This window comes from Fulvivirga sp. AWR4_260 (assembly GCF_056158185.1).
In genome coordinates, this window is sequence record NZ_JBSWSU010000015.1 from 530,361 (window position 1) to 542,733 (window position 12,373).

The window sequence follows — 12,373 nt, forward strand, 5'->3', positions numbered from 1 at the left end:
ATTAATCTACAGAAAATATGATTTTTGACAGGTTTGAGTAAAAGAGGAAAGGCATACTATAATGTATGCCTCATGTTTTAAGCAGACTGAATAAGTTCTCGTGCACTTTGAAATGCTATTTCGGAAGGCTTGTCACCTCCAATCATTTTAGCTATTTCTTCTATGCGCTCACTTTCTTCCAGTGCTTTAATTTTACTTACAGTCTTTTCAGAAGTATTGTCTTTAAATACAAAATAGTGCTTGTCTCCTTTGGCAGCAACCTGAGGCAAATGGCTAATAGTAATTACCTGGTGTTTCTCTGCCATTTTTTTCATCATGGTGCCTAGTTTTAGCGCTATTTCTCCGGATACTCCCGTGTCTATTTCATCAAAAATGATGGTAGGCATAGAGATTTTATCTGCCAGAATATATTTTACGCAAAACATTAACCTAGAGAATTCACCTCCAGAGGCCGCTTTTGATATTTCTTGAGGCGCTATTCCTTTGTTAGCACTAAAAAGTAAGTTGATGAAATCTATACCATGGTCAGATAATTCTGTGATTTCATTGGTAATAGATATAGCAGCATTAGGTATACCTACTTGTGCCAATAATTCCATAAGTTCTTTTTCCAGCTTGCTAAATACCTTCTGTCTTGAAGTGCTTAACGTTTCGGCCTCTTTTTGGGCAGTTTCTCTTAAGCTTGTAGCTTCTGCTTCTAAGCCTTCAATTTCTTCATCCATATTGTTGAACTTGTGAGCTTTCTCTTCAAGTTCTTGCTGTATGGCTAGTAATGCATCTATAGAGTCTACATGGTGCTTTTGCTGCAGCTGATATATCATGCTGAGCCTTTCTTGTGTCAACTGGGTAGTTTCGGGGTCAAACTCTATATTGTCTTCTTCCTTTTCCAACTCACTGATTACATCCTGAAGCTCTATAAAAGTGCTTTCGAGCCTTTCTGATAGTGCTTCATAGTTTTTAGAAAAGCCTTTCAGCTGAGCAACTAGCGTTTTTGCTTGTTGTAGGTTAGATATAGCTGCAAATTCACTATTGGATAATGCCGATAGTGATTCGTTCAGTTTAGTTTTTATCTCCTCAGCATGCTCCATTACTTCTAATGAAGCTTCTAGCTCTTCTTGTTCGTCACTTTTTAGTTCGGCCTTTACAAGTTCATCAAGCTGAAAGTTATTGAAATCTGCTTCTTTGCCTATTTCCGCATTTTCCTTTTTTAAGGCATCGAGCTGTTTAAGTACTTTTTTGTATGCTAAGTATGCCGATCTATACTTTTGGCGCTGAGCGGTAGTGCCGGCATATGCATCAACAAAGGCAAGCTGATAGTTGTGTTTACCTAAGCTTAGGGTTTCGTGCTGAGAGTGTACATCCATAAGCTTTGTGCCCAGCTTTTTAAGGACATCCAGCGTTACCGGAGTGTCATTAATAAAAGCGCGCGATTTGCCCGATGGACTTATTTCCCTTCTGAATATAGAAACAGTAGCATAATCAAGGTCTTCTTCATCAAATGCTTTTTCTAGCTGGTATTCGCTTAGATCAAACTGACCTTCTATTATACACTTGCTGCTTTCATCTAAGAGTGATTTTGTGTCTGCCCGCTTTCCTAAAAGTAGGCCTACAGCGCCAAGCATTATAGATTTTCCTGCTCCCGTTTCACCTGTAATAATATTGAAATTACGAGATGGGTCTATCTCTAAATGTTGGATTAAAGCGTAATTCTTAATTAAAAGATGTTTTAGCATCTATACTTTTATATCTACTATGATTTCAGAAATATCGTTAATATTGATCTTCTGCTTGGCCAAACGCATGTTTTGTACCTGCAGTGTATCTTTCTCTTTTTCAAGAAGAGTTACAAAGATCACACTTTTATTGTTCAATACAATATTAACTTTTTTGCCAGATACCTCTGACCATTTTTCTGATAGTAGAGCGGAAGGAATACGTATTTGCCTTTTAGCCATTTATTTTATGATTTTTTCATATGACTCTTGGCCGGAAGGATCCAGCTTCATGAGTATGTCATAAGCTTCTCGTCTCACCTGAATGTTTCCGTCTGAGAAGATATTGATTAACTCGTTTTTCTTAGCATCAAGAAAAGATATTACTAAAATAGAGTTAGGGTAAGCATCTTTTACCTTCTTTATATCTTTCAATACATCAAGTATTTGCTTTTTGCTTTTGTCTTTATCTTCTTCAAAAGTGTCTAAAGCCAGTCTATGATAAGCATAAGCGCCTCTTCTTATATTCGCCATTCTTTGATTAGTAAGATTTTCTATCAACCAATAGCGGTTTCTTGTACTTCCTAATGCATCCCATCCAGGCCTGTTAGCTTGCTGTGCATTGTTAACTATGTTCATTGCTTTTTGAAAATAAGGAGTGCCTCCCATTTCGCTGAAAGAATCATAATCATAACCTAATATAAGATAAGCATAGAACGCCAACATGGAAGTGAGGTTGGTGGTGTAGGAGTTGTCGTTATATTGTAATGGCTGCGATTCTGTATACTCAAAAGTCCAGTCTCTATCTGCAAAATTTAATAGAATAGACTCGTAATTGGCATTGTACACAGGCCTTGCAGATTGAATTTGTACCGTACCTTCATAATTACCTATGCTGGTAGGGTTTTTTAATGTAATTAATATATTACAATTTATTTTCTCAAAATTTTCGTAGGTGTTCTCAGTCCATTTTCTGGTATTTAGAAATTGAGAAAAGGAATTTTCCATGTCGGTAAATATCCTTCTGTCAGAAGACTGCACCTGATCGGCATTAATCTGCACTTTACAGTTTAATTCTTGAGCAAAGCTAGCAGGGGCTGAGGCCAGTAAAAGGCAAAAAGTAATTATTTTATACATTCAATAATGGTATTGACAATATCGTAAGCAACTTCTTTCTTACTCTTTAACTCAAAATGGCGAACTTTATTTTGTTTGTCTATGATTGAAATTTTATTGGTATCATGACCAAAGCCGGCACCTTTATTATTTAGTGAGTTAAGTACGATTAGGTCGAAGTTCTTTTTCTTTATTTTTTCTTGGGCATGCTCTAGCTCATTTTCTGTCTCTAGGGCAAAACCTACTGTAAACTGATTATTTTTTTTCACTTTTCCCAAAGCCTTAGCTATATCCTCTGTTTTTGAGAGGGTGAGGCTTATGGATTCAGTATCTTTTTTTATTTTCTGCGCAGCTACTTCAGCGGGTTTATAGTCTGCTACTGCTGCTGCAAATATGGCTATTGTAACTTGAGGGAAAAGTTTGGCGCATGCCTCGTACATATCTTGAGCAGACGTAACTGTTATCACCTCTATGTTAGGATGCGAAATATTTATCTTGGTAGGTCCGCTAACAAGTTTCACTTTTGCTCCTTCCATGGCTAACTTTTCTGCTAGGGCATAGCCCATTTTTCCGCTAGAGTGGTTGCCAATAAAACGTACAGGATCTATAGCTTCATAAGTGGGGCCTGCTGTTATTAATGCTTTATGCCCTTCGAGTCTCTTGTTATGTAAGGTGCTTTCTATAGCGTTGACTATAAATTCTGGCTCTTCCATTCTGCCAGTACCTATTAGCCCGCTGGCAAGTTCACCATGCTGTGCTTCTATTATTATATTACCGTACTCTTGTAGTTTTTTAATGTTGGCCTGTGTAGATGGGTGCTGGTACATGTCTAAGTCCATGGCCGGTGCTATTAATACAGGACACCTTGCCGATAGGTATGTGGCTATTAGTAAATTATCACTGATGCCGTTGGCCATTTTTGCCAGTGTATTAGCCGATGCCGGTGCTATTACCATGGCGTCAGCCCAAAGGCCCAAATCTACATGGTTATTCCATTCTCCTTTATCATTTTTGATAAAGTCTTTTAATACAGGATTTTTTGAAAGAGTAGCTAGTGTGAGGGGGGTAATAAAATTAGAAGCAGAGGTAGTCATTATGATTTTTACCTCTGCTCCTTGTTTTACTAGTAGCCTTGTTAATAAGGCTGCCTTGTAAGCAGCTATGCTTCCAGAAATACCGAGAATTATTTTTTTCCCCTGGAGCATAGTTTTTCTAATATTATAAGTTTAATCCGCCATCAGCTTCAGGTCTGCGGAATGTTACTTTACCTTCAATAAATTCTTCAATAGCTACGTTAGTAGACTTCGGCATTCTTTCGTAGAACTTAGAAATCTCAATCTGCTCTCTGTTTTCGAAAATTTCTTCAAGGTTATCTACAGTAGAGGCAAATTCAGCCAATTTGTTGTTGAGCTCTTCTTTTACATTTACTGCAATCTGTCTTGCCCTTTTAGAAATAATTGCCACACTCTCATAAACATTGCCGGTAGGAGCAGCAAGTTTGTCCATATCTCTTGTAACAATAGATGCTTGAATAGCCATAATGTTATTAATTAAGTTAATTTATTTTTTTGCCAATTCGCCAACTTTTTCAAGGCTGTCGGCATACCTTTTTTCAGCGTCTTTTATGAACTCACTATTAGGGTAGCTGTCTAAGAACTCTAAATAGTACTCATTTGCTGCTTGGTATCGCTCTAATTGTTTAGAGCGGATACTTTTTTCTGCCAAATTAAATTCGGCCATAAATTTCAAAAATGACACCTCTTCGTTGTACTGAGAGTCAGGGAAATCATTTCTGAATGAATCAAATGCTACAACAGCTGCTTTATATCTGTCTAATTTATAATACAACTTAGCGTTTTCGTAACCTTTTTTCTCTAACTTTCTCTGTATGTCATCAATTACTGCCGTAGCATCATCTCTAAACTCAGAGGTAGGGTATTTGTTTATGAAAGTCTGCATTGCAGTTACCGCCTCTTTACTACTCGTTTGGTCTAGGTTATAGGCCGGAGAGTTAGCATATAGAGAGTAAGCGTGCATATACTGAGCTTCTTGTGCAAATTCACTGCGAGCATATGTTTGGAAAAACACCTTGAAATGGTGTGCTGCCAACAAATAGTATTTTTCATAATACTGGCAGTATGCAAAGTAAAATTGCACTTTTTCTCCTTCAGGGAGTCCTCTTACTATTGGCAGTATTTGCTCAAATAAGGTTCCTGACCTGTAGTAGTCTTTATTTTCATAATACTTTAACGCTGCTTCATACTTCACTTTCCAGTCTTCACTTTTTTCTATTTTTCTGAACTTACTACACGAAGTCAGTAATGCCACAAAAATTATGAATAGCAGCAGATGCTTAAAAAATACCCGTTTCAACATAAGGGTGCAAATATAGGTTAGTAATTAATAATAAGCAATATTGCTATGTTTATAGAATTGCCTTTAATAACGTAGTTTTTGTTATTGTGGTCTATACTAACACTATTATTTTCTGATAATTAGCTTGTGAGTTAATACTCCTTCACCGTTTATGTACAAAGTATAGAAGTAAACTCCCGAGTTAAATGATTCTGTATCTATTTTAAATCGGGTTTCCATAACTGGTAGCGTGTGTTCGCTCACAATAGTTCCCAGCACATTATGTATAACCAATTTGGCGGAAGTGTTTTGGTTAATGATGTTGTAATGAAATATGGCAAAATCATTTATTGGGTTAGGGTATACCTCTTTTAAGATAAAAGATGAAGAACTGAAAATTACTTTTGGTTCTTGATTGCTGTTAACGGAGATCCTTAAGGGAGGATGGTTTTCCCCTAAAGTATATGCCATAAAATTTGCAGTAGCATTTTTAGAAATGCATATTGATAAAAGTAAAATAGCTACTGAAAGTAAAGCCTTCATTTAGGTCAGTATTAATAAGGTATAGGTTAGGTCTATTTGTGCTTCAATATATGAATTTATATTTAAAAACACGAGGCAAAATTACGCTATTGGACAATTACAATAAAATCAATCTTTTATTTTTCCTTACTTCTCTTTAACTTTTTCTTATTGATAATATTAACGCCAGCAGGTGATTTTATGATTTCATCATCATCAGTTTCCTCAGCTTTAGTGTCATTAGAGTCTTTTTCTTGCGTTATTCCATTTACTACTTCTTCTTTCTCTGGCTTCTCCTCTATGCGCCATTTAAAGCTCTTGAGCTTTGTTTGTGGAGCTTTTAATTCGTGAGGAGGAATAAAGGAAGCCTCTGGTTTAACGTACGAAGTGAGGTTATCTACTTTGTTTTCTTTAAAGTAAATGATCATGTAGCTGCAAGTGATCTTGTTCATGCCTACTAGGGCCGTTTCGGTGTCATTTAATGCAAAGAATAGACTTTCGGCATTGCCATTAACATCTACTTTACTGATATTGCCTTCTTTAAAGTAAGCCACCATGTCTAGCCCTTTAACCTGATTATAGTTCATAATGCTGTCTTCAGAAATTACAAATGAATTGTTAGTCATATTCATTTTGTTGATGGTGCCATTCGCAATTTCAATATTAATGGAGTCAGCAGTCATTTGTGATGAGTTAGACCATAATACAGGGTCAGTGTAAAAATATATGGTAGAATCAGACGTGAAATAAGCTAGTGAATCAGCCTTACCCTGAAGGTCTGATTTAAAGATTTTTACATTGTTGTAGGCTAGGAGTCTCTTTTTTGCCGGGTCTTCGTTTTCTATTGCCACAAGGGTGTCTGCTGTGAGATAGAGTGTGTCTTGCTGCATTATCTTTTTCATTACAGCATGGCCAAATACCTTCGAAATGCCTTGTTGCTTTTTGTAAAAGCCTTTATCTCCTGTTATAATCAGGTTCTGTGTTTTTGATTTTAACTCTACATTGCCCGTGGCTCGGTAGTATTTTCGTAAGTCATCTAAATTGAGATTATCACCTTTCAAGAAGTATTCAGGGGTTTCTACTTCTCCTATGTTCAGGTCAGATCGCTTTATCTTTGTGTCGTATTGGCCTTCTTTATAGTTAAATATATTTCCTTCTACATCCACAATCTCTGTCTGATCTCGGAAATACACAATATTGGTTTTTGTGTTATATTGTAATGTATCTGATTTTAATGTGTAATCAGGGTTGGTGGCTACTACATCTGATTTAAACGAGGCCATGTTAGTGTTTACCTGATAATATCCTTTTTTACTTGTTAGTACATTGGTGCTATCTACTAATTTACCACCATTATAGTACTGAGCTTCTTGCCTTAACCGATAATAATCTAAGTAATCTGTGTAAAGTGTTACTTGTCCTTTTTTAACAAAAACAACATTATCCCTTAGTTTGGCTTCTTTCTTATCTCCTTCATAAATTAAGCTTTTGGACGTAATAACAATAGAATCGCCCTCAGTGATTTTTACATGTCCAAATGCTTCTATGTAGTTTCTCTTTCCAAAGAAATGAGCGGAGTCACTGTAGATGGTGGTTTCATTTTGTTCGAATACTACATCTCCAACAAAGCGTTGAAAATTTTCTCCGTCTTTAGAACCTGCAAGAAGGCTGTTGGCTTTCTTTAATTTTACTTTTTTCTGAGCCGAGGCAGAGAAAGATGTAAAAATCCCTACAATAAGGATTAGTGCTATTTTTAGGATAAATTTGATCATGTTTTTCATTAGAGCCGTAAAATTAATTAAAAAACTGAGCAGTGCCGATGGTTAAGCGATTTTTAGAGTTTATTGAGCAAAATGTATTGTGTAATACAGGAGATGAAATTCTGGTTACAGTGAGTGGTGGCGTTGATTCTATGGTGTTGGCATCGCTGTTTAAAGCCTGTGGCTTTAGTTTTTCGGTGGCGCATTGTAATTTTAATTTGCGAGGAGATGAATCTGATGGTGATGAAAAATTTGTAAAACAATGGGCTGAAAGCATTGGGCATAAGTGTTATGTGAAATCTTTTGATACCAAAAATTATGCCGATCAGCATGGGGTGTCTATAGAAATGGCAGCTCGTACATTGCGCTATGCTTGGTTTTATGAGTTGGCAGAGACTCACGATTATACTTGCATAGCGACCGCGCATCATTTAAACGATAGCTTAGAGACCTCCATCTATAATTTGGTGAGAGGTACGGGTATTAGTGGGGTACGTGGTATTTCGGTGAAAAACAAAAGAGTTATACGGCCCATGTTATGTTTTACTAAAACTGAAGTAAAAGCATATGCAGAAAATGAAGGGATACGATGGAGAGAGGATAGCACTAATGTTTCAGTAGATTATATGCGAAACAGGATCAGAAACAATGTGGTGCCAGAACTGAAACAGATCAATTATGGGTTGGAAAACACCTTTAAGCATACTCAGCAGCGTTTAAGAGAGGCGGAGTCCATTTTGAGGAGGGAGGTGGAGAAATATAAGGCTAAGCTTAAACAGGATGGAGATGATGTGTACTTGGAGAAAAAGTGGTTTGCCAAAATTGAAGAGAGTATAATTATTGAAGAGCTATTGAAGCCATTTGGCTTTAACTACACTCAGGTGCTAGATATTCAGCAAGCACTTAAAGGTACTGAGGTAGGGAAGGTGTTTTATTCAAAGAGTTATTGCCTCAATATTGACCGTGAAGTGGTGATAATAAGTGCTGTTAGTGAGCAGGCAAATGAAGAGATTCTTATTGAAATAGATGATGTAAATGCTACTTATGCAGGGGGTAAACTAAAGCTTTATACTTCATTGCCGCATCAGGGTATTTTAAAAGAAAAGACAGCGGTAAGTATTGATTTTGATAAGCTTAAGTTTCCCTTAAAAATTCGTAAATGGCAGCAAGGTGATAGCTTTATTCCTCTGGGAATGAAGGGTAAAAAAAAGCTGAGCGATTTTATGATAGATGAGAAAATTCCTTTAAACTTGAAAGAACGTGTCTATTTACTAATGTCGGAAAATGATGTGGTGTGGGTGATTGGGCATAGGGTAGACAATAGATTTAAAGTTACGGCTCATACCAAAGAAATATATAACCTTGTAATAGCTAGCCATGGTTAACCCCTTTAAAAAAACATTTACTCCTGAGGAGCATGATTTATTTTTGTTTTTGTCAAAAATTAAATTGTTTTCTAGTCTGAATTACAAACAGATGTCTTTGTTTTTGCCATATATGCATGAAAGGAAATATGAGCAAAATGAAGTTGTTTTTTTTAGAGGTGATCCCAGTCATGCTCTTTACCTGATAAAAAAGGGAGAGGTAAGTCTTACTATAGAGGTGAATGATAAATTTGAAGCCTTGAATACTGTTTCTGCAGGAGTGGCCTTAGGTGAGAGCTGTCTTTTAAGAAATACTAAGAGGCTTTTGAATGCTTTTGTAAGTTCAGAGAAGGCTGAGTTTTATGTTATTCCTCAAGATAACATTTTCGATATTTTTGAAAATAACATTAAAATAAAAGCATTGATGTTGGAGACTATAGCGGAAATATACAATGAATACAATTCTAGTTTGTTTAAGACTTATAAATCGTCTCTAGGTTTCTTTAATTTAAGTCAGGTTTATAGGGGTTAAAGCCCTAATTTAATTGTTTGTATGCTTAGTGAATTGTGTCGGATTGGTTAGTTTTGTTCAACATACTTAAACAATTCATTCAATCATTTACATATAAAAATTATGAAAATAACAGTAGTTGGAGCCGGTAACGTAGGTGCTACATGCGCAGACGTGCTAGCTTACAGAGAAATTGCTAATGAAGTAGTTCTTGTAGATATTAAAGAAGGAGTTGCTGAAGGAAAAGCACTAGATATTTTCCAAAAGGCACCTATTAACTTGTACGATACAAGAACTATTGGTTCTACAAATGATTATACTAAAACTGCTGGTTCTGATGTAGTAGTAATTACTTCAGGTTTACCAAGAAAACCTGGAATGACTCGCGATGATCTTATCGAGACCAACGCGGGCATTGTAAAGTCAGTTACTGAAAATGTAATTCAACATTCACCTGATGCTATCATTATCATCGTTTCTAATCCTCTTGATGTAATGACTTATCAGGCTCACCTTTCTTCAAAATTACCTAGAACTAAAGTGATGGGTATGGCTGGTATCCTTGATACTGCACGTTACAGAGCATTCTTAGCTGAGGCTTTAGATGTATCTCCTAAAGATATTCAGGCAGTATTAATGGGTGGACATGGTGATACTATGGTGCCACTTCCAAGATATACTACTGTAGGTGGTATTCCTGTAACTGAGCTTATTGATGCAGATAAATTAGATGCTATCATTAAAAGAACTCAGTCTGGTGGTGGAGAGCTAGTGAAGCTTATGGGTACTTCAGCTTGGTATGCGCCAGGTTCTGCAGCAGCTCAAATGGCAGAAGCTATCGTTAAAGATCAGAAAAGAGTATTCCCTGTATGTGTGAAATTAGAAGGTGAATACGGTATCGATAACTGCTACTTAGGCGTGCCTGTAGTGTTAGGTAAAAACGGTATTGAGAAAATTATAGAGCTAGATCTCAATGATGAGGAAAAAGCTTTATTAGAGACTTCAAGAAAACACGTTACTGAAGTAATGGAGGTTTTAGATAAATTGAATGGTTAATTAACCTTTTGATTTAGTTACAATATTAAGCCTATCAGTTATTACTGATGGGCTTTTTTATTAACAGGCTGAAATTTTAGGCATAAAAAAAACTCTGCTGTACTTTTAGCAGAGTTTTTTATTTATGATTAAATGATATTTTATTTTGACCTCTTAGGCATTGTTCCGAAAATATAATCCCATAAAGGAGATGATACTCCAAATGCTCTTTCGGGATCTTTATAATGGTGGATGGCGTGATGCACCCACAATGTTTTAAATGTGTTTTTAGGAGGCTGAAATGCATGTACAATAAAGTGTACAAATAAGTAGCCTGCATAACCGATTAAAAAACCAGGTAAAAACCCAAAAACAAAATCACCCATTATCAAGCGTAATAAAAATAATAGGGTAGTGGCTATAGTTAAACTAGCTAATGGCGGCATGGCTAGTCTATCTTTATCTTTTGGATAGTCATGGTGCACTCCATGAGTAAGGTACTGAATTTTTCTTCTTAACTCGGTATAAGTACGCATATGGAAAAGGTACCTGTGCATGAGGTATTCAACAAGTGTGAATACTAGAATACCTGTGAAAAATAAAGATGTAGTAGTACTTACTGATAAATGAGTATTGGCTATACTCCAATACAATAATCCGCCAGAGTATATGGCAAATAACGTAATGGGAATAGATATATGAGTTCTTGTTAACCTTTCAATGAAAGGGTTTTTTGATAGAATTTTAGTATCGCTTGCTTTTGTTGTTTCCGCCATATCTGCTTATTTTTTACAAAATTAGTGGATGCATAGTTTTTTTAACAGCATTTATCAGAAAATTATTCTAATTAAATGGTGCTGTTCAATTTCTGTTTTTCTAAAACTTTGGTGTATATATTTTCATAGAGCGGCATTACCGTTGTGATGTCAAATGTTTTAGCCCTTTGTAATGCTTTTTCTTTGAAACTATTGAGGTGCTTGTTGTCTAGTATATACAAGGCATTTTTTGTCATGTCTTCAATATCACCTACTTTACTTAAAAACCCAGTTTCTCCCTGAATGTTTAGCTCAGGTAGTCCTCCGGCATTGGTAGAGATAATAGGTACCTCGCAGGCCATGGCTTCTAAGGCTGCCAAACCAAAACTCTCTTTTTCTGACGGCATAATGAAAAGGTCCGCTACAGAAAGTACTTCTTCTACGGCTTCAAGCTTACCCAAAAATCTTACGTCTTCAGAAATGCCGAGCTGACGGCAAAGTGCTTCTATGTTATTTCTTTCGGGGCCATCGCCTACTAGCAATAGTTTTGCGGGTATTTTAGCTCTAACATTTTTAAATATTTTAACCACATCGTTCACCCGCTTCACTTTTCTGAAATTAGAGGTATGAACAATCAGTGGCTCATTGTTAGGGCATATGGCTAGCTTAAAATGTTCTTTCTTTTGTTTCTTAAATCTATTAAGGTCAATGAAGTTAGGAATTACTTCTATGGCATTGTTGATTTTAAAGTGTTCGTAGGTGTCTTTTTTCAAATCTTCAGACACAGCAGTAACAGCATCAGATTCATTAATGCTGAAAGTTACTACCGGAGCATAAGATGCATCTTTGCCTACTAGTGTGATGTCGGTTCCGTGAAGTGTAGTAACCACGGGTATGTGTATGCCTTCAGTTTTTAAAATTTGCTTTGCCATGTAAGCGCTAGAAGCGTGTGGAATGGCATAGTGTACATGAAGGAGGTCTAGCTTTTCGTATTTTACCACATCTACCAATTTGCTAGCCAGAGCCAGTTCATAAGGAGGGTATTGAAACAAAGGATAAGATCTGATGTCTACTTCATGATAAAATAAGTTGGCATTGAAAAAATCCAGTCTAGTGGGTTGCGAATAAGTAATAAAGTGAATCTGATGTCCAGATTTGGCTAGAGCTTTTCCTAATTCCGTTGCTACCACACCGCTACCTCCAAATGTTGGGTAGCATACAATTCCTATTTTCATTGGATAAA

The 12,373-nt window shown here is 36.3% G+C and carries 13 protein-coding genes; 3 read left to right on the plus strand and 10 right to left on the minus strand.

The window, feature by feature from the left end; translation table 11 throughout:
• Positions 1 to 77 precede the first annotated feature (77 nt).
• From recN to ACXACQ_RS08785, 8 genes are all read right to left on the minus strand, one after another.
• Entirely contained in the window at positions 78 to 1,733 is a 1,656-nt protein-coding gene (recN, locus tag ACXACQ_RS08750) for a DNA repair protein RecN (protein WP_474975555.1), read from the minus strand.
• Positions 1,734 to 1,955, minus strand: a complete 222-nt coding sequence (locus ACXACQ_RS08755; RefSeq protein WP_474975556.1) for a hypothetical protein — start codon at positions 1,953 to 1,955, stop codon at positions 1,734 to 1,736.
• Positions 1,956 to 2,849 carry a type IX secretion system protein PorD gene (porD, locus tag ACXACQ_RS08760; RefSeq protein ID WP_474975557.1) on the minus strand — a complete coding sequence of 298 codons (894 nt, stop codon included), beginning with the start codon at positions 2,847 to 2,849 and terminating at the stop codon, positions 1,956 to 1,958.
• On the minus strand, positions 2,837 to 4,033 hold the full coding sequence (gene coaBC, locus ACXACQ_RS08765) for a bifunctional phosphopantothenoylcysteine decarboxylase/phosphopantothenate--cysteine ligase CoaBC (RefSeq protein ID WP_474975558.1): 1,197 nt from the start codon (positions 4,031 to 4,033) through the stop codon (positions 2,837 to 2,839). Before coaBC ends, porD begins: the two co-directional genes overlap by 13 nt.
• Before the next feature lie 13 nt (positions 4,034 to 4,046).
• Entirely contained in the window at positions 4,047 to 4,367 is a 321-nt protein-coding gene (locus tag ACXACQ_RS08770) for a DNA-directed RNA polymerase subunit omega (RefSeq protein WP_474975559.1), read from the minus strand.
• 21 nt (positions 4,368 to 4,388) lie between these two features.
• A complete protein-coding gene (locus ACXACQ_RS08775) occupies positions 4,389 to 5,204 on the minus strand; it encodes an outer membrane protein assembly factor BamD (RefSeq protein WP_474975560.1) in 816 nt (271 codons plus the stop codon).
• A gap of 105 nt (positions 5,205 to 5,309) precedes the next feature.
• The gene (locus tag ACXACQ_RS08780) at positions 5,310 to 5,726 is read right to left on the minus strand and encodes a T9SS type A sorting domain-containing protein (protein ID WP_474975561.1); all 417 of its coding nucleotides are present in this window, start codon (positions 5,724 to 5,726) and stop codon (positions 5,310 to 5,312) included.
• A 116-nt stretch (positions 5,727 to 5,842) separates the two neighbouring features.
• The gene (locus tag ACXACQ_RS08785) at positions 5,843 to 7,477 is read right to left on the minus strand and encodes an OstA-like protein (RefSeq protein WP_474975562.1); all 1,635 of its coding nucleotides are present in this window, start codon (positions 7,475 to 7,477) and stop codon (positions 5,843 to 5,845) included.
• Positions 7,478 to 7,524: 47 nt separating this feature from the next.
• On the opposite strand from ACXACQ_RS08785, the gene tilS reads away from it, so the two are divergent.
• The 3 genes from tilS to mdh all read left to right on the plus strand — a co-directional run bounded on the left by tilS (position 7,525) and on the right by mdh (position 10,396).
• The gene (gene tilS, locus ACXACQ_RS08790) at positions 7,525 to 8,850 is read left to right on the plus strand and encodes a tRNA lysidine(34) synthetase TilS (RefSeq protein ID WP_474975563.1); all 1,326 of its coding nucleotides are present in this window, start codon (positions 7,525 to 7,527) and stop codon (positions 8,848 to 8,850) included.
• Between the two features lie 91 nt (positions 8,851 to 8,941).
• Positions 8,942 to 9,361 (plus strand): Crp/Fnr family transcriptional regulator, encoded by a 420-nt coding sequence (locus ACXACQ_RS08795; protein ID WP_474975564.1) that lies wholly within the window; start codon positions 8,942 to 8,944, stop codon positions 9,359 to 9,361.
• A gap of 102 nt (positions 9,362 to 9,463) precedes the next feature.
• Complete coding sequence (gene mdh, locus ACXACQ_RS08800; RefSeq protein WP_474975565.1) at positions 9,464 to 10,396, plus strand: malate dehydrogenase; 933 nt, start codon at positions 9,464 to 9,466, stop codon at positions 10,394 to 10,396.
• Between the two features lie 140 nt (positions 10,397 to 10,536).
• On the opposite strand, the gene ACXACQ_RS08805 is transcribed toward mdh, so the two are convergent.
• Together ACXACQ_RS08805 and bshA are read right to left on the minus strand one after the other, a co-directional pair.
• Positions 10,537 to 11,151 (minus strand): sterol desaturase family protein, encoded by a 615-nt coding sequence (locus ACXACQ_RS08805; protein ID WP_474975566.1) that lies wholly within the window; start codon positions 11,149 to 11,151, stop codon positions 10,537 to 10,539.
• Positions 11,152 to 11,222: 71 nt separating this feature from the next.
• The gene (gene bshA, locus ACXACQ_RS08810) at positions 11,223 to 12,365 is read right to left on the minus strand and encodes an N-acetyl-alpha-D-glucosaminyl L-malate synthase BshA (protein WP_474975567.1); all 1,143 of its coding nucleotides are present in this window, start codon (positions 12,363 to 12,365) and stop codon (positions 11,223 to 11,225) included.
• Positions 12,366 to 12,373 lie beyond the last annotated feature (8 nt).

Bases quoted from the DNA above. Each gene is read 5' to 3' on its own strand.
- ACXACQ_RS08805 (WP_474975566.1), bottom strand. From the start codon at position 11,151: ATGGCGGAAACAACAAAAGCAAGCGATACTAAAATTCTATCAAAAAAC.
- ACXACQ_RS08770 (WP_474975559.1), bottom strand. From the start codon at position 4,367: ATGGCTATTCAAGCATCTATTGTTACAAGAGATATGGACAAACTTGCT.
- porD (WP_474975557.1), bottom strand. From the start codon at position 2,849: ATGTATAAAATAATTACTTTTTGCCTTTTACTGGCCTCAGCCCCTGCT.
- mdh (WP_474975565.1), top strand. From the start codon at position 9,464: ATGAAAATAACAGTAGTTGGAGCCGGTAACGTAGGTGCTACATGCGCA.
- ACXACQ_RS08785 (WP_474975562.1), bottom strand. From the start codon at position 7,477: ATGATCAAATTTATCCTAAAAATAGCACTAATCCTTATTGTAGGGATT.
- tilS (WP_474975563.1), top strand. From the start codon at position 7,525: ATGGTTAAGCGATTTTTAGAGTTTATTGAGCAAAATGTATTGTGTAAT.
- ACXACQ_RS08775 (WP_474975560.1), bottom strand. From the start codon at position 5,204: ATGTTGAAACGGGTATTTTTTAAGCATCTGCTGCTATTCATAATTTTT.
- ACXACQ_RS08780 (WP_474975561.1), bottom strand. From the start codon at position 5,726: ATGAAGGCTTTACTTTCAGTAGCTATTTTACTTTTATCAATATGCATT.
- coaBC (WP_474975558.1), bottom strand. From the start codon at position 4,033: ATGCTCCAGGGGAAAAAAATAATTCTCGGTATTTCTGGAAGCATAGCT.
- ACXACQ_RS08795 (WP_474975564.1), top strand. From the start codon at position 8,942: ATGTCTTTGTTTTTGCCATATATGCATGAAAGGAAATATGAGCAAAAT.
- recN (WP_474975555.1), bottom strand. From the start codon at position 1,733: ATGCTAAAACATCTTTTAATTAAGAATTACGCTTTAATCCAACATTTA.
- bshA (WP_474975567.1), bottom strand. From the start codon at position 12,365: ATGAAAATAGGAATTGTATGCTACCCAACATTTGGAGGTAGCGGTGTG.
- ACXACQ_RS08755 (WP_474975556.1), bottom strand. From the start codon at position 1,955: ATGGCTAAAAGGCAAATACGTATTCCTTCCGCTCTACTATCAGAAAAA.